This is a genomic window from Saprospiraceae bacterium (assembly GCA_016712145.1).
Taxonomy (GTDB): domain Bacteria; phylum Bacteroidota; class Bacteroidia; order Chitinophagales; family Saprospiraceae; genus Vicinibacter.
This window is the reverse complement of record JADJRO010000001.1, coordinates 990,806-1,014,319: the sequence shown is the minus strand read 5'-3', so window position 1 is coordinate 1,014,319 and position 23,514 is coordinate 990,806. Positions and strand designations below refer to the sequence as shown.

The 23,514-nt window shown below is 35.5% G+C and carries 19 protein-coding genes; 15 read left to right on the top strand and 4 right to left on the bottom strand.

The window, feature by feature from the left end; all coding sequences use genetic code 11:
• Positions 1–255 precede the first annotated feature (255 nt).
• On the bottom strand, positions 256–1,596 hold the full coding sequence (locus IPK91_04440; GenBank protein ID MBK8296525.1) for a tetratricopeptide repeat protein: 1,341 nt from the start codon (positions 1,594–1,596) through the stop codon (positions 256–258).
• Between the two features lie 747 nt (positions 1,597–2,343).
• On the bottom strand, positions 2,344–4,416 hold the full coding sequence (locus IPK91_04435; GenBank protein MBK8296524.1) for a T9SS type A sorting domain-containing protein: 2,073 nt from the start codon (positions 4,414–4,416) through the stop codon (positions 2,344–2,346).
• Between the two features lie 183 nt (positions 4,417–4,599).
• Between IPK91_04435 and IPK91_04430 the strand changes: the two genes are divergently transcribed.
• A complete protein-coding gene (locus IPK91_04430; protein ID MBK8296523.1) occupies positions 4,600–5,106 on the top strand; it encodes a nuclear transport factor 2 family protein in 507 nt (168 codons plus the stop codon).
• A 314-nt stretch (positions 5,107–5,420) separates the two neighbouring features.
• Here IPK91_04430 and IPK91_04425 read toward each other — a convergent pair whose 3' ends face one another.
• On the bottom strand, positions 5,421–5,969 hold the full coding sequence (locus IPK91_04425; protein ID MBK8296522.1) for a hypothetical protein: 549 nt from the start codon (positions 5,967–5,969) through the stop codon (positions 5,421–5,423).
• Between the two features lie 247 nt (positions 5,970–6,216).
• The gene (locus tag IPK91_04420) at positions 6,217–6,423 is read right to left on the bottom strand and encodes a hypothetical protein (GenBank protein MBK8296521.1); all 207 of its coding nucleotides are present in this window, start codon (positions 6,421–6,423) and stop codon (positions 6,217–6,219) included.
• Between the two features lie 396 nt (positions 6,424–6,819).
• On the opposite strand from IPK91_04420, the gene IPK91_04415 reads away from it, so the two are divergent.
• The 14 genes from IPK91_04415 (at position 6,820) to IPK91_04350 (ending at position 23,514) form a co-directional block, all read left to right on the top strand.
• Positions 6,820–7,380 (top strand): hypothetical protein, encoded by a 561-nt coding sequence (locus tag IPK91_04415; protein ID MBK8296520.1) that lies wholly within the window; start codon positions 6,820–6,822, stop codon positions 7,378–7,380.
• Positions 7,381–8,774: 1,394 nt separating this feature from the next.
• Positions 8,775–9,671, top strand: coding sequence for a T9SS type A sorting domain-containing protein (locus IPK91_04410; protein ID MBK8296519.1), 897 nt, complete (start codon positions 8,775–8,777; stop codon positions 9,669–9,671).
• Positions 9,672–9,882: 211 nt separating this feature from the next.
• Entirely contained in the window at positions 9,883–10,164 is a 282-nt protein-coding gene (locus IPK91_04405) for a type II toxin-antitoxin system RelE/ParE family toxin (protein ID MBK8296518.1), read from the top strand.
• A gap of 1 nt (position 10,165) precedes the next feature.
• Positions 10,166–10,465 (top strand): HigA family addiction module antidote protein, encoded by a 300-nt coding sequence (locus IPK91_04400; protein ID MBK8296517.1) that lies wholly within the window; start codon positions 10,166–10,168, stop codon positions 10,463–10,465.
• 390 nt (positions 10,466–10,855) lie between these two features.
• Positions 10,856–12,256: a T9SS type A sorting domain-containing protein gene (locus IPK91_04395; protein ID MBK8296516.1), complete on the top strand. Its 1,401-nt coding sequence runs from the start codon at positions 10,856–10,858 to the stop codon at positions 12,254–12,256.
• A gap of 667 nt (positions 12,257–12,923) precedes the next feature.
• Positions 12,924–13,256 carry a hypothetical protein gene (locus IPK91_04390; protein MBK8296515.1) on the top strand — a complete coding sequence of 111 codons (333 nt, stop codon included), beginning with the start codon at positions 12,924–12,926 and terminating at the stop codon, positions 13,254–13,256.
• A gap of 510 nt (positions 13,257–13,766) precedes the next feature.
• On the top strand, positions 13,767–15,002 hold the full coding sequence (locus IPK91_04385; protein MBK8296514.1) for a cyclic nucleotide-binding domain-containing protein: 1,236 nt from the start codon (positions 13,767–13,769) through the stop codon (positions 15,000–15,002).
• Entirely contained in the window at positions 14,986–15,501 is a 516-nt protein-coding gene (locus IPK91_04380) for a hypothetical protein (protein MBK8296513.1), read from the top strand. Before IPK91_04385 ends, IPK91_04380 begins: the two co-directional genes overlap by 17 nt.
• Positions 15,494–16,255, top strand: a complete 762-nt coding sequence (locus IPK91_04375; GenBank protein ID MBK8296512.1) for a 1-acyl-sn-glycerol-3-phosphate acyltransferase — start codon at positions 15,494–15,496, stop codon at positions 16,253–16,255. The genes IPK91_04380 and IPK91_04375 overlap by 8 nt, the downstream gene beginning before the upstream one ends.
• 938 nt (positions 16,256–17,193) lie before the next feature.
• Entirely contained in the window at positions 17,194–18,387 is a 1,194-nt protein-coding gene (locus tag IPK91_04370; GenBank protein MBK8296511.1) for a CotH kinase family protein, read from the top strand.
• A gap of 95 nt (positions 18,388–18,482) precedes the next feature.
• On the top strand, positions 18,483–19,883 hold the full coding sequence (locus tag IPK91_04365) for a T9SS type A sorting domain-containing protein (GenBank protein ID MBK8296510.1): 1,401 nt from the start codon (positions 18,483–18,485) through the stop codon (positions 19,881–19,883).
• A gap of 1,067 nt (positions 19,884–20,950) precedes the next feature.
• Positions 20,951–21,706, top strand: coding sequence for a hypothetical protein (locus tag IPK91_04360; GenBank protein MBK8296509.1), 756 nt, complete (start codon positions 20,951–20,953; stop codon positions 21,704–21,706).
• 18 nt (positions 21,707–21,724) lie between these two features.
• On the top strand, positions 21,725–22,135 hold the full coding sequence (locus IPK91_04355; protein ID MBK8296508.1) for a hypothetical protein: 411 nt from the start codon (positions 21,725–21,727) through the stop codon (positions 22,133–22,135).
• A gap of 212 nt (positions 22,136–22,347) precedes the next feature.
• Entirely contained in the window at positions 22,348–23,514 is a 1,167-nt protein-coding gene (locus tag IPK91_04350) for a T9SS type A sorting domain-containing protein (protein ID MBK8296507.1), read from the top strand.

Sequence of the window (23,514 nt, the reverse complement as noted above, 5' to 3'; positions counted from 1 at the left end):
TAAAGTTATACAACGGAAGAACTATCCCAAGTGCTACCAGAGTCCGACATCCATAAATTTCCTGCAAACCGGAAGAGAAGCGTTCTTAATTTTTGTCCGAACACTCACTCTGTACATTTTTCATATTTGCCATAAAGCCAATCCTACCAACTTGTTTGGAAGCAGCCTTCCTCAATAACAATCCTATCAATGCATTTGATTTGTTTCGAAGTTAAAAACAGCTGAATCCATATTCAGGAATTTTATTTTAAATCCCTATTCCTCAAAAAAATCAATCTCCTTCCATGGCCCCTTTCTTTTCATAAATTCTATTTTCCTTTTAATTTTTTTGACATTGGACTTATCCGTAGATTTTGACAGCTCCAGTGCCTCTTGTTCCAACTGGAGTGCTTTTTCATAATCTCCTAGTCGGTAGTAAACATGCGCGAAGGTGTCGTAATATGCATTTTTTAAATAGGCACTGCTGGTTCCGGCATATTTAAACCAGGCTAGGGTTGTATTCATGACTGATGCGATATCCTTGAAATATTTATCAGATTTTGAAACGATTAATGCATTCCATACACAATGGTTGATCTGGGACAAATAGTCTGATAGATCTTCGTTTGCAAAATTATTATAGAGTGCCCTGGAATGTATCCATTGGCTATCTATAATAGACACAAGATGGGTAACCAAAAATCTGGACATGGAAACGATTCGATCAGTATCTTTTAATGCAGTATAATAACGAATCAGTACATTAAAATTATTGATGGTACCCCAGGCTTTATCGGAATTGATATTTTGATAAAATTCTGCAATCTCATAGGCAAACATTTTATCTTTAGTCTTAACAGCCTCTTTTAAAGATTTTTCTGTTATTTGTTCATTAATGGCTATTCTTTGTTCTAAGGGTAATGAATACCACAGACTGTCGTTTTGAATGGAGGTGATGGATTTTTTCAACCGCATTCTGATTGGATTGCGGAGTGGCAATCCTGCTTTAAGGATCAGCAAAGCATCATCTAAATCCGTTATCAGCATGGAATCCTTGTATTTTCTCGCGATATAAGATGTGACCAGGCTATCTGTGGCCCTTTGCAATATGTTGTTCCGATAGATTTCAGTTTCCACGAATTTGTAATCAAGTGAATCTGTAGAGCTGTTGAAATCAGATGATAAGGCTTTTTCGATCAGGGCATTTTTTTCCAATATGTTTTTTGTCAGATTTTTATAATAAGGCTTGGAGTTGGTCGTATAGGATACGTATTCAATTAAGTAGTTATCAGGTGTAATAAAGGCAAATCCGGAATACTCTATTTTTGGAAACAACTTTGTAAGCTCATTAAAATAAGTACTTCTAGTTGAAATTTTTATATTATAGAATGTGGTATTAAAAAGTTTACTAAGTTCAGGATCATCTAAACCTTCTTTTGCAATTTTAGTACATTTGCCACAATTACTTGATTCAATAAAATAAAAAATAATTTTCCGGGATAGTTTACATTGATCTAATACCATTTGGTGGCTGCTGATTTTTTGAAATTTTATCTGCGCGGTGCATAGTGAACCGATTGCCGTGAAAAGTAATATATTTAATAGATATTTACTCATGCTGTATTTTTTTTTAATCTTAACTTGGTTAAATTTATAATTGGATGATTTTATTAAGTCTATTTTAATTTTCCATGTTCTTGTTAAGGTGTCTTATCCTAGAATAGCTATACAAGTTAATAAATAAATCCTGTTCTGGTTATACAAATCTAATTTTTAATCCTGAAATCGCGATACATAAAATAAAATCATAGATAGCAAGCATCTCAAATACAGGGTTTAAACCCTGTATTTGAGATGCAGAAGAAAGCAGTAAATAGAAGTTAATTCAAATAAAGATAAAATTAAATCAGGACGTTCGAAATGCAGCGTGCGGCGAAAATTTTCTGAGCCAAGTCTAACTAGTTGAATTCAAAGCTCCAATCCTGTTATGTTGTAATGGTTCAATCAATAATATTAAAATTAAACATCGATTCTTAAACCACCAGTTACCGAAGACCCGCCTGCCCGACCTTAAAAATTTGTTGATTAATTTTAGCAGGCGGGCCTTCGGTAACTGGAGGTTATGGTAAAAATAAATAAATCTCCTGAATCCCCGCCTGCCTGAGCGAAAATGTACATTCGTTAAATACAAAATTATCAAGCAGCTAGGTCAGGCCAAAATCCTGCGCGTCCCCGCCCGCCTGATTCAAAAAATTTCCAATTAAAAAAATTATCATTAGTCGGATCGGGCAGGCTGATTCAGACAAAGGAAGTATGCCCAAACCATACGTTCAGCCTATGCAGGACGACCAATTGTGTCATGATTCATTTAACAACCACCATTCGCCCACAAATTTTATCCCCTGAATCAGTAATCACTTGAATAAAATAAATACCTTCTGAGAATTCATTAGCATTTAGCTGTAATTTGTTTTCAGTATTTTTATAAGTGTAAGTAAGAGTGCCAGTAATGCTATAGATATTCCAGGTCTTAGTTAAATTATTAAAAGATTCTGGTAGTTTAATCAAAGCAGTTTCAGAAAGTGGATTTGGCATAATGCTTATTTCTGAAGTCTTTGAATCAAGAATTGTAAGCTTAGAAATTTTCTTTGTAGTTCGGTAAGGCAGTTTATGAGGTCTGATAAAATAAATGTAGGAATTGTCAACGTGCAGCAATCCATATTCCCGAGTTATATAGTCCAGGCCGTCAGCTGAAATATAATCAACTGTACCAGGTCCGACAATCGTAATAAACGTATCCGATTTTATTGATTGGTAAAAATGTCTATCAAATTCATCGATTTTGAAAAGCCAATTATTTGGCAACACAGGTTCTTCTATTTGGGTCTTTCCAAAATCTGGACTTGAATAAAATTTAAGTATATTTCCATCTCTTTCTAACCAATAAAAAATGTTATTCTTTGATACTAGTTCTATTCTGAAGACATCTTGTTTTGTTAAAAAGTAAGACCAGGTTTTACCAAAATCAAAGGAATAATAAATAGTATCCAGCTTATAGTAATAAAGTAAGTCGCTTGCAGAACATTGCATAGTATATAAATCCAACGCTTGTCTTACTGGATATTGGCTCCAGCTGTTTGCTTCATCACTTGAAACATAAAGCGATCGGCCATCAAATAGAACTATTTTATTTGTCTTAGATACAAATCCGCCTTTGTAATTATTCCAATCGAATGGATGCGCTTTAGTTTGAAACACTCCAGTTTCGAAATTAAAGATTTCAATGAATTCGCCTTCAATAAAGTATAAATTGCCTTTATTATCAAGTTGTTTATCAACTAAAAAATAATCTAAGTTTATTTTAGGGAATATAGGCTCCCAGGTCAAGCCATTGTCTTTAGATTTTTGGAAAATGTTAGAATAATTAGAACCACATATAATCGTGTTATCTGCATATGTAAAAAACAGATCAACTTGAGGATGCTGAATGGGAAGTACAAATTTAAACAGTGCTTTATCAGGTTCCTGAAAATTTAAACCGTTGCGGTAAATAAATAGGCTATTGTCGTTTTCAATTCCCGCAATGGATTCTGCCGGGTAATTTTTTAAAGCTTTAATGCTTGTGTCGCGTTTCCAGGATTCACCCCCATCCTGGCTAAATCGGATAATTGAATTGAGGTTATAAATGTCCCCATTCGGTTTGCGCAGGACATTGCCCAAATAGCTTAGTCGGAGTGAATCTGCAAAGTTCCAATGCACTCCCTTGTCTTTCGTTTTATAAAGTGCCAGTGAGGTAAAATTCATGAGATAGCCGGATAAGGTGTCAAAGAGTATCTTTCCACATAAACCATCGGGTAAGCGAATAGAATCCATTCCGGATCCATCATCCTGAAAAGTTCTAAGGGCAGCACGAGTATCCAGTTTTGCGAAATTTCTACCTGAACCCATGCATTCAAATTGAAGTTTGGGAGCAGACCAGTTTGCTTTCTCAATAAATGTATTCCCATCATCGTTTGAAATGTAAAATTTAGAGCTGTTTCCAGCATAAAGGATGCCATCTGGTCCAGTGGTATAATCCGTAAAATTTACACTGTCATTTTGGATGGACCATCGCTTATTTGAAGCATCATATTTGTAAAATCGTTTAGCATAAAGTAGAAACAGCCTGCCATCCTGGGTCTCATGGAACTTCGTAAGAGTCTTGAAAAACTCATTTTCATAAATAATTCCATCTGATAGATCAAGCCAATGAATGCCTTTGTCTTTAGATACCAGAACTTCACCTGTTTCCGACAACACAAACAATTCATTTGAGGTCCTGGAAAGGATGTAGGAATAAATGGTATAGCCTTTTGGTCCATTGAGTGGTGTCCAATCCTGAGCAACCAGCTTAAGATTAAAAGTCAAGGCTAAAAGAAATAGTAAAAGTTTGTTCATTGTCAAAGCATGGATCAAAATTTATCCTAAGATAAAAATACAAAGATTGAATGGAAATGGAGAAATTTTAACCATTCTGTTCCCTGTTAATTTCAACCCTACCTATAAAATTTAAATATTTTCTATCGAAATAGTTGTCAAATTCAGAATTAAACATAATTTGCAATCAATTCAAACCAACCAATGACCAAGTATATCCTATTTATACTAATGAGTGTCCTATTCAGTTGTACGACGGACAAATTAAACCTCCAGTCTGAGCAACAACAAATTAATTTCCTACTAGACCATTGGCATCAAGCTGCAGGCAAAGCCGATTTTAATGCATATTTTGAAGTATTGACAGACGATGCCATTTTTATGGGTACTGATGCCACCGAGCATTGGAATAAATCTCAATTTATAGAATTTTCCAAGCCCTATTTTGACAGGGGCAAAGCCTGGAATTTTAAGTCCCTGCAACGACACATCTATTTTGATCCTTCCGGTAAAATTGCCTGGTTTGATGAATTGCTCGATACACAAATGAAAATCTGTCGTGGTTCCGGTGTTTTGCAAAAGCAGGGAGCCAGTTGGAAAATCAAACAGTATGTATTGTCTATGACCGTGCCGAATGAGAAGGTGGATGAGGTGGTGAAGATGAAGGATTCAATAGAAACAAATTTAATATTTCGATTAAAGGATAATTGAGGTATTTTTAATTGAATTGCTAAAACCAAATAGAATCTTAATTTATAAGTGGAAACCGGAAGATGTACCAAAATTTGAATTGTTTGAAAAATCAGAAAGTTAAAATGAGCTTCTTACAAACAATCTGTAGAGTGAATTTGCAAGTCTTATGAGTGCATTATTATTGATAGAGATTTATTGTATTGTAATTGCAAAGTAATTTAGTACTATTTGTTCCGCATTTTGCAAACTAATGTTTATTCGGCACTGTACTATTTTATCCAGATAATTATAACTAAATTACGAGATTTCAAAATACTAAGTTTCAATTACTTTCAAAAAAAAATAGAATCGTTATTTATATAAATTATTCGCACTTTTTCAGGATTAGCCAGTTCGGAATTTTTCTGAATTGTTTGAATCAAGCGTTTGCTTTGTCTGCCCATAAACCGATTCCAATATATGAAAATAAGGTAGTCGAATTTTTCATTGTTTATTTTTACTGCACTTGAGATAGGACGCAGATAGTTAAAAAGGTTTTCAACAGAAAGTATGCTGTCTAAAGGGGCTTGAGTTTGAGGCGGAAATGCCTGCATAATTTTGTTTGGATTCCAATTTAAGTTAGGAAATCCTCCGGCATAGTAATTGATATGAAATGAAACCATTTGCCCAGATTTGTTATAATAAAGTGCTTGTAAGGGTTGTGAGTGATTTTTTATTTGCTCTTTGTGGTTTGTTGTGTCTAAACTGTTTAGATAATTTAAATAGGCTGGATCCAATTCGTAACATTCAATTGATGGGATATTGTATTTGTTTGCTAAATGCAGGATGTCCTGTTTATCAAGGGATTTAATAGATTTTATTCCATATAGGGTCTTTAACATTGGGGAACAGCTTGTTATTACAAAAAGATAGATTATACTTAAAGACTTCAGAAAATTTTCATTCATGGACATAGATTATTTCAGATATATCTGAATGATGTTTTTAATTTAAATTTAATAACAGTAGCTCCAGCTATCCAGACAATTCCTCCAAAATCCCTAAAAGCCTAAAAGTCTTCTTCCAAAAGTCCTCACGTCCATCTTCACCCTCTAGCCTCTAGCCTCTAGTCTCTAACCCTCTTCCTCCCTACTCAAACCCCCCAATAAACCGATCCTTATCCTTGCCACGGAGTTGGTAGTATTCACAAAATTCATCGGGCGTAATGACCTGATGACTTTGCTTGCCAATGGCTTTTCTAATTTTAGAAAGCATGCGTTGACAAGAGCGCAAACTTTTTCCGGTGATCGTCATAATGTCTTTAGCTAAAACAAACAAACGTGGAATTCGTATCATAGATAGGGTTTAATAAAAAGGGATTGTAGCAACAAATTGCATCGGAGAGGGGTTCCGGATGGGGTATAAAAATGATGGGTTCTTTTGAGCCGGGCTTGGTATAATCCAGACTGATCTTAAAATGATATATTGCATACTGGTGTATTCCACTAGTTACAAGGCTGTAAATTCATTATAAATAAGTCGTCATCAGCTTCCTCAAAATAGGGCTCCATAAATTCATATCGTACAAGCCTGGTAAAATGTTGATTGGAATTGCAGAATTATTTTAAAAAAAAAATAAATTTCAGGCAGCTTTTGGAATTTATTAAACGTTGTTTGGTTTATAGCATAGGGTAGCAATGGATTCAGAAGATGTAGAAATGATATCAATCTGTAAATCTTAATTTTATGAATATGAAATTTAATGGCAAAGCCCGCATTGAAAACCGTAACGACGGTTTACGAATTTCCCTTCCCTCAAGAAAACATTGGTTTGCGCTCGCAATTGGAACCCTTTGTTTTTTCTTTTGGCTCTCTTTGTATGTTCAACTGGTAGATCTATTTGCCGGATCCCTCACCTGGGAATTCAACATGTTTAATTTTATCTTTTTGTATTGGACCCTCATTGGCCTGTTCCTCCTACTGGGCTTGCTTTGGGGCTACTTCGGAAGAGAAATTGTTAAAATTGAACACGAACATCTCATCCTGGAGAAAAGTGCTTTTGGTATTGGCTGGAAAAAGAAACTGGACTTGCATACCATCCGAAACCTCCGCAATGAAAAATTGGTTAGCACCGGATTTAACCTTCGCCGCAAAGAATTTTGGGGATTAGGTAGTGGCAAGATTCGCTTTGATTACGGCATGCTTACCTACTCCTTCGGCCAAGGCATCGACGATGCAGAATGCGAATACTTGATCCAGGTTTTTAACGACAGCCTCAACGGCCACATCGCCTACAAAGGGCTGATCATTTAGAATAAAATTGTTTGAAACAAAAAGCAGGACAGGAAACGTTTCTGCTTTTTTTTTGCAAGAAGGTTTTTAGTCTGTAGAAGGGAAGGCTAGAGGCTAGAGGCCAGAGGTGGAATGCCTCCTGCTGGGCGTAGGCTTCGCCTACGTCTTAATTTTAATCGAAGCATGAACATAAGAATTTTCGATCGAAGGAATCACACACAACGGCTCCAGCCGTTTGAATCATTAATTAGTAATCTGTGTTCAGCAACTTGATATTTCAAACAGCATAATCTAGTTCCGCACCTACGGCGCTAAATTTTTGGTTAGGGTGTGTTATAAAGATGTCGCCCCTCTGGGGCTAATAAAAAGTTTATTAACTGTAAACCAATTCCAAAGAGTGCCAAGTTATTCGAATCAATTGGCAAATAGTAAAAAAATCTCTTTTGCTAGGCGTAGGCTTCGCCTACGTCTTAATTTTAATCGAAGCATGGGCATAAGAAAATTCGATCAAAGGATTCACACACAATGGCTCGTAATTTGATCGGAGCGGCAACAAGAAAATCATGATAAATAAAACATAACATCCAAAGCCTTCAGCAAGAAAGGAGTTTTATACTCATTAGCGAAATTCATTGTATAATTTAATGATTTCACCATTTTAGTATTTTAAAATTGCAGCATTATAGGATTGAAAGATAGCAGGATTGCAGGATTGTAGCATTGCCACATTGGAACCATTTCAATTGATGCCAACTCAAGGTTGAAACCCTGAGTTGGGTATCAATGCAAGTTTTCCCATACCTGTATTTATTATATTGATTAACACCAGTGACATCGGACTCATAATTGGATTTCTATATAAACCTTGACAGATTAATAGCTTATCAGCTCTAAGCTTTACTGATTTCCCTCCACTTACACAATTGACCATATTTTATCTTAAATAAAGATGCCCTGTTATAATTTGAATAAATGTCTATATTTGTAATATGCCAAACGAAGCTTCGAGAATCCAGCTGTAATTATTGGATGGTAGAAGTTTTGTAGTGGGTATAAACAAGTTACTGCACATGATGCAAGAGGGACGCCAGAATGATTGTACTCTGAATTCATATCGCTCTTGTTTGGCTTTATATTCAACTTTGCGTCGCACTTAATTTTACATCCTTAAATTTTTCACTTGTTGGGACAGCAGCACGAACCAGTAACAGGCTACACACGCCATACCGCCTTCAACTCCCGGATTCTATTTTAAATTTTTTCAGTAATTAAAATTTATTTTTTACTTTTGGTTAACTTTGGTTTGGCGGTCCAGCGTGTATAGCCAGACCGTTAGCGCTAATTGAAGATGACATAGTTAATAAATAATACACGTTATACTAATTACTAGTTCCATTTCCTAATATATATTTGTCATGAAGCTGAAAATACTTTTACCCTTAATTTTGTTTGCAAAACTTAGCTTAGTAGCACAAATCAAAAATCATTTCATAGATAAAGGGAAGAAGTGGTGGATAGTTTATAATTGCCAAGGTCCGTGTGGGGTACTTGATAAATATAGATCTTATTATTTCGATAATGATACCATTATTGAGTCAAAACAATATAAAATATTAAAAGCGATTGTAACAAAATCAATGCCGCTTGATTTGCCATTAAACTTCATTTATAATGCCGGTTATTTTAGAGAAGACACAATTAACAGTAAAGTGTATACATATTTTTTTGGAAACAGTATTTATAATATCAAGAATCGTGATGTTCTGTTATATGACTTTAATTTAAATGTTGGTGATTCCTTAAAAGCAATTAACCCATGTTCCGATTCAATGGTTGCAATATATTTAAATCGTAAGAATTCAATTGATACACTCACATTTCATAATATAACTAAGTTCGTTTTTAGTGATAGCAGCTCTTATGATGAATTGAACAGTTTCATTAACCTTCCAACAATTACTGATACACTAACAAGATGTAGTTTTTATGTTCCATTCATCCAATGTGTAAAAATTAATGATTCCATTACTTTTGGAACGAAGTGCAATGAAGTAAATTCAAGGAATCCATTTCATGACGAATTTTTTAAAGTATATCCCAATCCTTTCCTTAATAATCTTTTTATAGATATCTCTAATTTTAATCACACAGAGATTAATATCTATTCTTTAGATAATAAATTGATGTTCAAAATAAAATTAAAATCCAAGAACACATTAATTCAAAATCTTGATTTACAAGCGGGAGTATACGTTTATATTATTAGCGAAAATAAAAAAATAATAAAGATGGGTAAATTGATTAAAATATAACAGGCGCTAACACGGCATAGACTCTACAGCGCCCTGCATCGATAATCATTCTCTTTTAATTTATTCCGGTAGTGAAAAACTAATTTGCTATTTTTGGCTGACAATGGTTTGACGGTCCAGCTTGTATAGCCAATCCGTTATACCCAATACTAAAAAAGGATAATTCAAAACAAATTACTACCTTTATGCGTTAGTACCGTGTGGCAAAATTATGATTGTAAGCTATGGAGATAAGGAAACTAAATTGATTTGGGAAGGAAGTTTTTCTAAAAAGCTGCCTTTAGACATACAGCAAATTGCCAGGAGAAAACTTAGAATGATAAACAACTCTTACAATATCAATGATCTACGAATTCCACCTGCTAACAGACTGGAAAAACTTGAAGGTAAACTCAAGGGATTATATTCCATCAGAATTAATGAGAAATGGAGAATAATTTTTGAGTGGAATAGCTCAAACGCTTATGATGTTAAAATAACAGATTATCATTAATATGGCAAAACTAAAAAATATTCATCCTGGAGTGGTTCTTAAAAAGGAATTTTTAGAACCGTTAGAAATTAGTATGTACAGATTATCTAAGGAGATTCTAGTACCTCAAACAAGAATGTCTGAAATTATTCATGGTCGAAGAAGCATTTCTGCAGATACTGCGGTGCGACTTTCCATATATTTTGGTAATTCAGCAAACTTTTGGCTTGGCTTACAAAATGATTATGATCTTGAACAAGAAATGAAATTAAATAAGAAAGAATTTGCCAAAATTGGGGAAGCAAAATATGACAGGGTATAACAATGTATATTGTATAAGACGATACTTTGGCTAACGCCTCGCATCGCTTATATTTGGCCGCTACGATAAGGTTTTAATGTATGGGTGTGAATTAGACGGTATATTTCGTTCGGGGTGTGTGACAAAATCGTGAATAAATCTGAAAGCTATAATTAGTTTAGGCTGTGATCGTGACCTTGTAATCGGTGTGGGCGAGTAAAGCTAAACTTTTTACCCAAAATATATTCATCGTTACAATGCGCTTGCAATCAAGGCTCAAAATCAATCGGTTCCTATCCTTGATTGGGAATTGGAGAAAATGTTTTATTTTTGGCGCTGTGAAATTGGCAAGCACAAACCGTAATACTTCATTGGACATAAGCCATTTTAAATTAATATAAAGACAAACAAATGAATAAAATTTATCCACTAATTGTTTTCGCATTTCTTGGATTCAGCGCAAAAGTAAATGCCCAGGTCACTTTTGTGCAATTTACCCTGTCAAAACAGGCTTCAGCCAATTCGCAGATAGTTGACCTGAATGGAGATGGTAAGAAAGATATACTAATGGTTAATCGCTCTTCCGATACCAGCATAGTTTGGTATCTGAATATGGGTAATGGAACTTTTTCACCTGCAAAACAAATCTGGAATGGTGGAGGAAACAATGTCTTTAGCTCCGAGGCCATTGCTCTTGCCGACTTTAATAATGACGGGCATCTTGATTTTGCCGCTGACAATTATTTTGGACGAAATGCACTGGCGTTTATTAACGACGGCTCAGAAAATTTTACACGAACTGTTGTAAGTCATATAGACCGGGAATATTATGGCATCAATACCGTGGATGTCAACAATGATCATTATCCTGAAATAGTTGCTGCTTCAAGAATTTTTAATAACACAAACGGCGTTTTCGACAGCACCGGCGTAATGCTAAGCCAATTTGGTTATTCGACCGTAAGTCATGACTTTGATGGCGACTCATTTGAAGATCTCGCCCAGATTACAAATAGCAATAGAATACAATATTACCAAAATAACAAACAAGGCGGCTTTAACACACCCAAAACAATCGATTCCCAGCTTGAATTTGGCTATTATTACATGAGCCTGTGTGATCTTGACGCTGACAGTATTGTAGATATACTTTATCCATCAAGCTCTTATTTCCCAAATTCAGACAATATCATGAAGTGGTATCAATCCGATGGAGCCGGAAACTTTACTATTCATAATTTGATGGTAGTGGATACAAACTATGTGGTTACGAGCATTTATGCAGCGGATATTAACGGCGATAGAGAAAAAGATCTCGTTGCATCCATGTATAACCGAGTCGACTATAAAGGTGCTGTCAGATGTTTCTGGAATCAGGGTGGAAATGCATTCGATTCAAGCAAATATCAGGTGGTTACAACATCCATCAATTATCCTGTTTTTGTAAGAGTAGACGATATTGACGGTGATGGTGACCAGGACATTCTCACTGCAACCTATGGTGGCGCAGGCGGAATGGCATGGTTTCAAAATCAATTCATTCCAAACACGACCAGTGTGAAAGAGTTTCATCCATTACAATTGAATATATATCCCAATCCGCTTACATCAATGACTAACATTTCCTTTAGTGAGGAACAAAAAAACACCACTATAAAAATAACAAACCTGCTTGGTAAAGAATTAAAAACCCTGAACTTTACAGGCAAAGAGTTCACTTTAGAAAAAGGAGCGATGAGTAATGGGATATATTTTTTACAAATAATTGATGACAGGAGAAACGTTGTGAGTAAAAAAATAGCCATTGAGTAGAATACAAAAGAAGCAATAGCGGAGAAGACATCAACGAGGGCTTAACCTTGTGTAAATGGATATCAACCTGCCGACGTCTGCCGTTGTTTACACCTCTGTGTCAGGATGTGAAAAATTTAGTTAACATTAATTTGTAAATTTCTTTGTAAAATATTTTATAACTAGCCAGCAAAAGCTGGCAATTGAAGGTTGCACTGGCCGTTATAAAGTAGTTTTAATGTAAGGGCGTGAACATGACGATGTAAATTGTACGGGTGTGTGTGACAAATTCGAGAATAACTCGTAAAGCTATAAATAGTTTGGAGTGTGATGGTGACCATGTAACTTGTGTGGGCTAGAAAGGCTAAACATGTTACCTTAAAATATTTACTTCATAATCATTTGCGTGCGATCATGCCGCAGAAACAACCGGTTCCAGTACTTGGGATATACTTGTAAAATATGTTTTAAATTTGGCTTGGATGATGGCGGCACGTCGCAAGTACCTAACGGTTGAACAATTCAGTATTAGCTTATTAAAAGCATAATTTTGAAACATTTAATAAATCCTAAAATACGTTTTGCATTATTCAAATATAATAATAGGATTATGAACCTATTCTATTTATTTGTAATAGCACAATTGCTATTAACATCTTGCTCAAAGAATTTAGTCCTAAAATATCAAATGGATTCGTTAAATACTGGAATCCTAGTACTAAAGCCTAGCAATCCCACAAGGAAAACTAACATTACTGTTAATGATAACTTAGTAGTAAATAAGAAAAACGTAAAATCTGTTACAATATATAATATCCCAGAAGGCGACAACAACATCAATTTTACCTGTGATAATTCCTTTTACAACGACAAAATTAACGGTCAATTTACGGTAAAAATAGATAGTGGGCAGGTAATTACTAAGCTAATTCAAATTCCACCATTTAGTACAGGATTTTGGATTTATGTCACAACACCTGTTATAATGGGATCATTAATTTACATCCTTGATAAAAAATAGAAATGCTTATTTCATTTTATACACTCAATCCTCCCGGTCTGTATTTAATTTTTCGCTTTTGGCATTAATACAAAATTTAATATTCCTAACTTTGGCTGCTGCCAAATGCCGAAGCTGTTAGTAAATAAACCATTGACGCTACATGCTTTAATTTCAATTATTATTTATAAGATAAATAGGGCTGACAAGAAGATGGAAACCTAGCAATCAGAATTAATTATTGGTGTGGTCCATTGCTAAATGCTTTAAGAGAACTTGGTGGATCAGGAAAACCCAAGGAGCATGTATTTCAAATGTTGAAATAAAATGCTGACTTATTGCCCATTCTTTTAGCGTATAATTTGATTAAGTTTTTGTCTCGATTAACATTCTTCAAAACCTGTTGAGTTAAAGGATGCATCCTTAATGTCGTGTTTTAAAGGATATGATTTGTTGGTTACCTTTGACAGCATGAACCTCATATCTTTTTATATCTTTATCATTATAATTTTGCAAAGCAAACCATAAAAAATGAGATTGGAAGTATTGTCTAAAGTTACTTTGTTTTCAAAACTCGAAAAAGAGGAATTGGTTTGCATACAATCGAAATTGAGTGGTTTTGAGTTACAAGAAGGTCAAGTACTTTTTCGTCAAGGAAACCCGGGAAACAGTTTGTATATCATTGAGGAAGGTAGCATTTTAATTGAACAGGACTTATCTAAAAATTCCGGTGGAACCTTACATGAGCTTTCGTCTGGAGATTATTTTGGAGAACTTTCTCTTTTAGATGGTTGTGAACGATCGGTGCTCGCCATTGCCAAAAGTCGAGTTTCCATTTGGGAATTCACGCGCTCAGATTTGGAAGAGCTATTGGTTCAATATTCAGGAATGGCATTTAATTTATTCAGGGTACTATCCTCACGATTAAGATCGATTTCAATAAATCGACTGGACGATATGGACATTGCCCGAAAGGAGTCGGAGTGGGTTGGATTGAACGAAGAAGTCATTTGGCCTGATTTACCACTATTAAATAGCTTTAAAAAGTTTGCTGGTTCGCTGCCATCAAATATAATGGGGATTGTAGGTCTCCAACATCTTATGGGAACCACAGCTTCGTTGTTTAAGGAGTTTACAAGTAAGGAGCTTGGTTTTCAAAATTTGTATTTTTTAGGAAAACCTTATTCTGCAAACGAAAAAGTGGTTGACGCGCTGAATGATGCTGGTTGTTATGTCCATCCCGACAGTCTTTATCAAAAATACGATAAACCGCACGATGAAGGATTGCATGAAAATATTAGAACGCTTTTACAGAAATGCACTTCAGATTTGCTTCCATCCTGTGCTTCCTCTGGTAAAAAGATATTATTAATTGACGACGGAGGACATGCTATACAAATGATTCATGAACCGGAATTTTCTGAGCTCTTGCCATATATTGTAGCGGTTGAGCAAACCAGAAGCGGCATCCGAAGGATTGAGAATCTAAATCTCAAAATTCCGATAATCAATGTTGCTGAGTCCTGGGTTAAACTGGAGTATGAATCACCTATTATTGCGGAGTCGGTTAAGTTGGAATTGTTTAAAGAACTTTTAGCTATTGAATCCGGTGGGATCAAAATTGGACGGAACGTATTGGTCATCGGCTATGGCTCAATTGGAAGATGTGTAGCAGCAAGATTGAGGGGCTGTGGCTTTCAGGTATTGATTTTAGAGACTTCTCAATCATTAATTCAATTGGCATATCAGGATGGTTTTTACGTGTAAAGACTTGCATTCGGGATTAAGGAGTTCTGAATTAATTATTGGATGTACAGGAAGGCCCATCATAAACATGGAAGATTACGAGCACATCAACAAGGACAGTATCCTGATCAGCACTTCGTCTTCTGATGTCGAGTTCAGAAGTTGGAATTTAAGGATACATGGTGTTTCGCTCGGTATTCCTAAATTGTGGAATATTGTCTATGATGCAGAAAACCTTAATGAAGATGAAGTTATATGGGACGGGGAAGATCATCCTTGTTTTAATCTGTATAGGGTGAAATTCAAAAATAGAAATTTTTATCTCGTAAAAGGTGGTTTTCCGGTAAATTTTAATGGGCAGATTGATCCGATTCCACCGCATCTGATTCAATTAACACGAACGCTGCTATTTGCCGGCGCTTTGCAAGCATCCCAATCTTTTTCCACAGGCTTACTAAACTTAAGAGAGGACTACCAGCGAATCATAGCAAACTTATTTTCAAATGTCATAGATGACTAAAAAGACCGGAATAATAATTAAATTTTTAGAACAAATACTTGGAGTGGCGAAATTGGATAATTTATCCCAAAAGTTTATTTTATCCAATGATCAAAACCCATTTAAAAATGTAGCTTCTTTATTGAATTTAAAATATCAGCTGACTGAAGATTCTGTTAGGAATATTCCAAAGGACAAATCGCTGCTGATTCTTGCCAATCACCCTACGGGTGGTGCAGATCCAATAATTATCATGAAGATACTTCTGGAGGCCAGAGACGATATTAAAATTCTCAGTCATGTATGGTTTAAAAGGTATTCAATTTTTGAGAACTATTCCATTTTTGTAAATCCACAGGCAAAAAATTCCGATGATTTTAGATTAAACGAATTGGCCATGATTTCAGCAATCGAATGGGTGAATTCGGGGAAGGCATTATTGATTTTTCCAGCGGGAGAGGTATCCTATTTCGATATCTTTAGATTCAAAGCTGTTGAACCTGAATGGAAAAAAGGTTTACTTAAAATCATAAGCCAAACTACAGCTCAGATACTTCCAATTCGCATTTCAGCAAATAATTCCCTATTGTATTATTTTGTCAGTGCATTTTTTCGAAACTGGAGATTTTTGTTTTTAGCCAAAGAGCTTCTAAATAAATCCCACCAAACATATAAAATTCAGTTCAAACCAATTTTTAATTCCTCTGAAATACAAATAAATTTAAGCGATAAGGATATCATGGAAATCATGAGGAAGAAGGTTCTGGATCCCTAATCTTAAATTTGATTTCATCACTACATTTAAATTATACGACCATTCATATTCTAATTGGATATGAAAGGATAATACTAATTTAGAATTTATCAATCCAAATCGAATGAGTTCCTATATCAAACTTCTTGATTGGATGAAACCATGCACATAGTTATCTATTAAGGTGGGAGTCCAATTGACTATTTTGTTCTATTTTATTTTTTTAGATTTTAAATTACTTCTATGTCCAAAATTAAAAGTCAGTAATTAGAAGTCAAGTGTCAAATTTTAATTAAACCGTTCGAAATGCAACGCGCGGCGAAAATGGGGAATTGATTTGAATGTTTGATTTACTGATTGCTGACTATTAATTACTGACCATTGATTCTTTGCTGGGCGTAGGCTCCTCCTACGTCTTAATATTAATCAAAGAGTGGACATAAGATGATTTTATCGAAGGAATCTCGCTCAACGGCTCCAGCCGTTTGAATCATTAATTAGTAAACTATGTTTAGAAATTAATTATTACAAACAGCATAATCTAGTACCGCACCTACGGCGCTAAATATTTGTTCTGGTTGTGTTATAAAGATGTCGCCCCTCTGGGGCTATGAAAGAAAGAAACAATAAAATAGCCCCAGAGGAGCGACATCTTTATAGAAAGAAAGAAATTATAGAATAGCCCCAGAGGGGCGACATCTTTATAGAAAGAAAGAAATTATAGAATAGCCCCAGAGGGGCGACATCTTCGTAGGAATTTGATAAATTGTATGAATCTGTTCGAAATACAGTCCATAACGAAATTTTATCTATGCCAAGTTTAACTAAGATTTCTATAAATTGCCGCACTGTTTTAAATTACGATTTAAATCCGACTATTTATATCATAATTTCTTAGTTTTACTTTTCATAGTTCACAATTCCATTAAATGAAATATAGAATTCTAATCCTGTTTTGTTTGATACGTATCTCTTTAAATGCGCAAATAGTCAAGCTGGATTCATCCAATCTGCCAATTTGTATCATTGATACCCGTGGGAAGACCATCGCCAATGAACCAAAAATTCTGGCCCACATGAAGATTATTGACAATGGTCCCGGTAAAATCAATAAAGTCAAGGATACGAAATTCAATTACAATAATTTTATAGCTATTGAAATTCGTGGAAACAGTTCGCAATTTTATCCACAAAAGCAATATGGAATTGAATTAAGGGATAGTGTCAGTGGAGCGGATCTGGATGCGGGCTTGATGGGAATGCCTGCAGAAGAAGATTGGATTTTGTATGCACCTTACAACGACATCAGTATGCTTCGCAATGTATTGACCTATAATTTGTGGAATGCAATGGGTCATTGGGGACCGCGAACCCGTTTTTGTGAATTGCTTATAAACAATGAATATGTCGGAATTTATATACTTACAGAATCAATTAAACGCGGAGCTGAACGAGTGGCAATCGCAAAACTAAATCCGGAAGATACCAGTGGACTGGAGCTCACAGGAGGCTATATTATGAAGATTGATAAAAACAGCAATTCAGCAGATCTGGGATTTGTTTCTAAAGTAAAGTCAACGACCAATTTGGATATAAATTGGTTGCATCATTATCCTGACTCCAATGAGATTAAGCCAAAGCAGCAAAAGTATATTCAAAATTTTATTGATACGGTAGAATTGTTAATAGCATCCGCTGGATTTGCAGATCCAATAAAAGGTTATAAAAAATACATCAGTGTAAATTCTTTTATAGATTATTTTCTGATCACAGAATTTTCCAGAAACATTGATGCATATAAAGCCAGTAGTTTTTTCTATAAAGAAAAGTTAGAAGCTGATGGGAGCAAAGGCATGTTAAAAGCGGGTCCGGTTTGGGATTACAATTTTGCATTTGGCAATGCAAGTTTTTGCTCCGGGGCACAAACTGCTGGTTGGATGTATGATGGCTGTGTACCTGCAACCATACCTACACCCATATTATGGAGGAGATTATTAACAGATACAAATTATGCTAATGCGGTGAAATGCCGTTACCTGGAACTGAGAAAAACACTTTTAGATACCGGAAGTCTATTTCAATATTTAAACCGCTATGCATTTGATACCTTGGATGCAGCGCAAAAAGACATTACACTAAATGGAAAATACTAGGTACCAATCCCGGAGGATTCAATGCCTACATTGCCAGTTCATATCCGGATGAATTAAATCGCTTAAAGAATTGGATACGCAACCGACTTAATTGGATGGATGCAAATTTGCCAGGTCGTTGCATTCCGGCTCCAGTGATTGTAAAAATTGAAATGCCCTTAGATCCAGAGTGTTTTCAAGGAATTAGACCGGTTATAGAAAAAAGTCATCCCTTTAATATAAGCCCCTTCAATTACAACGGTACAGAAAAAATAGCGAACATTCCTTCTGATATTATACGATGGGTATTGGTAGAACTAAGAGACTCCAAAGACTCAACAAAAATTATCGATCGAAGAGCTGCACTGCTTCGCATTGATAGTGTGTTGCTAGATACCAATTTAAATGTTGGAGTGTTATTTCCAAAGGCAATTGATAAGAATCAATATTTTATTCTAGTGCGTTACGATTCATTAGGATTTCTATTCAGCAAGGAAGCTGTTCAGGTTCCAAACGATAACGATTACAATCTCAATCGAACTCACCGCTTAAATACTATTGCAAATACCAGTCCATTGATATATAATACCAATTGGTTAGGAGTTGATACCTTAAAAGTATGTCAGGGGCAATCCGTGTATTTAAGTGATAGCAATTTGGTAAAATTGGGGTATTCGTTTGTTGGGCACCAAATTTTATTAAAAGGAGCAAATCTAAGTATTCCAAATCCACACGAATTAGAAGTACAGATAGATAGTTCCGGAGCCTACCCGGTTGATTTGTATTTAGATTGCAACGATCATTCGATTGTACGAAGCAGTATCATTCTAATTGTAAATCAAAATCCAACGGCAAAAATTACTGGACCGAACACCTTTTGCCCGGGAGATACTATTGAGCTTCAATCAGACCAATTTGCCAGTTATGAATGGAGCACCAATGAAGTTAAGCAATCAATTTTTGTAGATAAGCAAGGTACTTACCAATTAACAGTTACAGATGGCAATGGATGCAGTTCAAAGGCCATAAAAGAAGTTTTGCAACATCCGTTATTGAAAGGAAAAATTATTTCTGAATCAACTACTGCAACTAACAAATGCAAGCTCTATTTTCTTCCGGAAGATCCAAATTCAAACTATAGAAAACTATGGAGCACCGGCGAACAAACAGATACTATTGTAACAAGTGACTTAACTGTTCAACTCACAGTGACAGATTCAAACCAGTGTAGTCAAGTTTTTGTATTTATTTGCAACCCAGTTTCTCTGAATGAGACAACGATCCATCATTTGCAAATCCACCAATATCCAAATAGAGGTTCGGTTAAAATATACAGTCCAGAGACATTCGAACGTTTGGCTCTTTATGATGCTTCTGGAATATTGGTATATTCAAAAAAATGGCAAACTAATGAGGAAATTCATGAAATACAATTGAATAACTTGACCTCAGGCATTTATTTTGGGATTACTCAGTTAGGTGATCGGCGTATAAATTTTAAAATGTTTGTTGAATAGGGAGGAAAATGGTTCAATGTTCCAATTTTATAATGCAATAATTTTCTGAAATCAATTTCTTCGCTGGGCGTAGGCTTTGCCTACGTCCTAATATAAATCGAAGAGTAGACATAAGATAATTTTATCGAAGGAATTTCGCGCAACGGCTCCAGCCGTTTGAATCATTAATTAATAATCTGTGTTCAGAAATTTGATATTTCAAAACAGCATAATCTAGTTCCGCACCTACGGCGCTAAATTTTTAGTAGTTGGGTGTTATTAAGATGTCGCCCCTCTGGGGCTAGGATAAAATAATATATGTAAATTAACACCAGTGAGATAAAGCTTTGTAGTTCAATCAAAGTAATAATAATATTATTTCGTTCGAAATGTAGCGCGCGGCGAAAATATTTCTCAGTCAAATTTAACTAAGTTTTCTATAAAAAGACATGCAGTTAAGATTTATCATAAAAACAAAAGTGTGCGAAAAATTTAAGCTGAAGCTTGAGGAAGGCAAGAACGCCTTCATTTCTAACAAGCGTTTTGGTGCTTTTGGACGAATGCAAAAGAACAAAGCCTAATTGATATTTTACCTATCAATGAAAGGCATGCGTTTCAATTCCCGACTGTGTAGATAATGATTCATCCCTCAATAGGTACAACCTATGCATGTCCGCTTTACAATTGAAATAGATATGATTTGTTCTTCGATCAAAATAAGTACGTAGGCTGAGCCTATGCCCAGCGGGGGAAATTAGTAGTCTAGAGTATTAAAATCAAATCCAGCCCTTCAGACGTCCAGCCCCTCAGCCCTCCAGACTAACTTCATCATAACTATATCATAACTATATCCCTTCTTTATCCCTTCTTTATCTATTCTTTATCTATTCTCCATCTATTCTTTATCTATTTTGAAAAAGTACAAAATTTACACCAATTTAAGCCAATGGCGACAAGAGCGACAAGTGCGCTATCAATGAAACTTGCGGGCGTTTTGATTTTGTTGAACTAGCGATGACTTCATGAAAAGCTTTTAGCAATTGCAACATGAAGTAAAATATTTTATTAATTTTTTTAATTTTTTTAGTATGGCACGTTTGAAAAGTTTATTGAAAGTAGAGGGCACTCTGGATGACCTAAGTTTTTATGAATCGAAAAACGGTCACATCGTTCGAAAGAAAGGTGGAGTAAAACCCGGGTTGATTAAAAACGATCCGCGATTTGTGCGTACCCGTGAAAACATGGCTGAGTTTACTGAAATTTCTCAGGCAGGAAAAATTATCAGGACAGCCTTAAGACCGGTAAGCTTTGGAAGCGCCGACATTCATTACATGGGCAGATTATCAAAAGTATTGGCAGAGATTAAGAAATTCGATCTTGTCAGCAATCGCGGTGAACGAAAAATTGCTATTGCTCTGGAATCTCCGGAAACAAGAAAGATGTTTACCGGATTGATGTTAAACGAACGGGCCGTTTTAGACCTTGTTTTTTCAGGAAAGTATGAATTTATAAAGGTCGCAAAGAAAATTCAGTTTAATGAATTCCTGATTGAAAAAACAATGAATCTGGCTCAAGGTGCTACACATTGTGGATTTCAATTTATGTGGGCTCGTATCAGTGTTGCAAACGCTACTTCCGTAAATGGTTTTAGCAATGAGCACTTAATTGCATTGGGTAATAAAGAAGTCATTCCGGCTTTCGACCTTGTAGCTCCAGAAATTGATGACTCAGAAGGCTTATTGCTCATTGTGCTTCGGATTAATTTTTATCAGAAATTGAATAATAAAAATTATCCTTTAAATTCTGGCGATAACAATCCGGTTCAAATAATTTATTCAGAATAACTAAATTGCAGTTCAATGATTCAATTGCAAATCAAACGGATCTATCATCCAACAGCTACCAACGGTACGCTGTTTTTGATGGGACAGGAATTGTGTAAAACGATCGAACTTCCCTGGAAGCAAAATCGCAAACAAATCTCCTGCATCCCGGAAGGACTTTATCGCATCCGATTTAGAGTCAGCAAAAAGTTTTCCAGACACATCGAACTCCTCCAGGTACCCGACAGAAGTCTGATACTAGTTCACCCCGCCAACAATGCACTTAAAGAATTGCGAGGTTGCATCGCTCCGGTTATGGAGTTGACCGCTCCGGGTCGCGGACTGCGTTCGAAAACGGCTTTAAAACTACTACTGAATTCTTTGGATGCTTTGAACATTCCGGATAAACAAGAAATGCAAATTGAAATCATGCAACTGGCAATCATCTGATTTAACGAATTGGATACAACCTGCCCCTTCTAAGCGTTTGCCGGGAAGGGGCTTTTTTATATTTATAGATTCAGCTATTGACAATTAACCCCTGACTACTGACCCCTAATTGCTGACTACTGGACAGCCTACGCCCAGCGGAGTGAATTAATAAAATGGAAGAGAGTTCCTTCTGGCAGAGTATATTTGTATTTCGCAACAAATTTAATAGCATGAAGAAAATATCCCATTTCATAGGATCTATAAAAATTAAATCCCTTTTATTTTATTTGTTTTTTTGGGGAGCTGCGAATGCCCTTTCTGGTCAAGTATTTTTAAATCCGGTTGCAAATCCTTTTTCATTGAAAGTGTCTGATATGCGACAAACTCCGTGCTTTGTAGATTTGGATGGAGATCATGATGTTGATATGTTTACTGGAAGTGCTTCAGGAATTTTTTACTATTATCAAAACAGTGGAACTCAAAATATTGCAAAATTTATGAATCCGCTATTAAACCCTTTTAGTTTAAAAACTGCAGGTGCTTATTCACGAATTGTATTTGGTGATCTCGATCAGGATGGCGATTTTGATTTATTGCTTGGAAGTGAACGAGGAGATTTAGAGTATTTTCAAAATACGGGGACTCCAACTGCTCCTAAATTTGCAAATGCAGTTATCAATCCATTTTCCTTGAATCCCAATAGAAAATATATGACTCCAATATTGCTGGATTTGGACTATGATGCTGACTTGGATTTAATAGCAGGGACAGAAACAAACGGAATCGTATTTCAGGAAAATATTGGAACAGCCAAAGTTCCAAAGTTTGGAGATGTCATATTTAATCCATTTTTTATTGAATCAGCTGAAACCGATTTGGTCCCGACGGCCGCTGATTTAGACAACGATGGGGACCTGGATCTTCTGGTCGCTAATCAAAGCCCATCCTTTGAGTATTTTGAAAACAATGGAACAAAATTTATGCCTGCGTTTCTTCCACCCATAATAAACCCATTTTCAATCAAAACGAACACAGGCGATCCGGCACCCTTTCTGGTGGACCTGGACCACGACGGAGATTTTGATTTTATGACCGGACAAACTGCTAAGTTTAATTATTATCAGAATACCCAAATTCTCATTGCGACTCAATCATTTTGGAATACAAACGCATTGGTCCCATTTCCAAATCCGGCAAGCTACCAGATTAACTTGAATGCATTTGATGTATCAAACGATGCCTTGTTAGGAATATATAATATGAATCAAGCATTAGTTCGCGAGTTGAAAATGGATCAATTTGAAAATATAATTCTAAGTGAACTTCCAGCCGGTGTGTATTATATAAAGCTAAAGCATTATCATCAGGTTTGTTTTATCAAGTTTATTAAAATTTAA

Coding starts and splice junctions, on each gene's coding strand:
- IPK91_04430 (MBK8296523.1), top strand. CDS start 4,600: ATGACCAAGTATATCCTATTTATACTAATGAGTGTCCTATTCAGTTGT.
- IPK91_04410 (MBK8296519.1), top strand. CDS start 8,775: ATGAAGCTGAAAATACTTTTACCCTTAATTTTGTTTGCAAAACTTAGC.
- IPK91_04385 (MBK8296514.1), top strand. CDS start 13,767: ATGAGATTGGAAGTATTGTCTAAAGTTACTTTGTTTTCAAAACTCGAA.
- IPK91_04395 (MBK8296516.1), top strand. CDS start 10,856: ATGAATAAAATTTATCCACTAATTGTTTTCGCATTTCTTGGATTCAGC.
- IPK91_04365 (MBK8296510.1), top strand. CDS start 18,483: ATGGATGCAAATTTGCCAGGTCGTTGCATTCCGGCTCCAGTGATTGTA.
- IPK91_04440 (MBK8296525.1), bottom strand. CDS start 1,596: ATGAGTAAATATCTATTAAATATATTACTTTTCACGGCAATCGGTTCA.
- IPK91_04415 (MBK8296520.1), top strand. CDS start 6,820: ATGAAATTTAATGGCAAAGCCCGCATTGAAAACCGTAACGACGGTTTA.
- IPK91_04350 (MBK8296507.1), top strand. CDS start 22,348: ATGAAGAAAATATCCCATTTCATAGGATCTATAAAAATTAAATCCCTT.
- IPK91_04405 (MBK8296518.1), top strand. CDS start 9,883: ATGATTGTAAGCTATGGAGATAAGGAAACTAAATTGATTTGGGAAGGA.
- IPK91_04390 (MBK8296515.1), top strand. CDS start 12,924: ATGGATTCGTTAAATACTGGAATCCTAGTACTAAAGCCTAGCAATCCC.
- IPK91_04375 (MBK8296512.1), top strand. CDS start 15,494: ATGACTAAAAAGACCGGAATAATAATTAAATTTTTAGAACAAATACTT.
- IPK91_04400 (MBK8296517.1), top strand. CDS start 10,166: ATGGCAAAACTAAAAAATATTCATCCTGGAGTGGTTCTTAAAAAGGAA.
- IPK91_04435 (MBK8296524.1), bottom strand. CDS start 4,416: ATGAACAAACTTTTACTATTTCTTTTAGCCTTGACTTTTAATCTTAAG.
- IPK91_04380 (MBK8296513.1), top strand. CDS start 14,986: ATGGTTTTTACGTGTAAAGACTTGCATTCGGGATTAAGGAGTTCTGAA.
- IPK91_04360 (MBK8296509.1), top strand. CDS start 20,951: ATGGCACGTTTGAAAAGTTTATTGAAAGTAGAGGGCACTCTGGATGAC.
- IPK91_04420 (MBK8296521.1), bottom strand. CDS start 6,423: ATGATACGAATTCCACGTTTGTTTGTTTTAGCTAAAGACATTATGACG.
- IPK91_04425 (MBK8296522.1), bottom strand. CDS start 5,969: ATGTTAAAGACCCTATATGGAATAAAATCTATTAAATCCCTTGATAAA.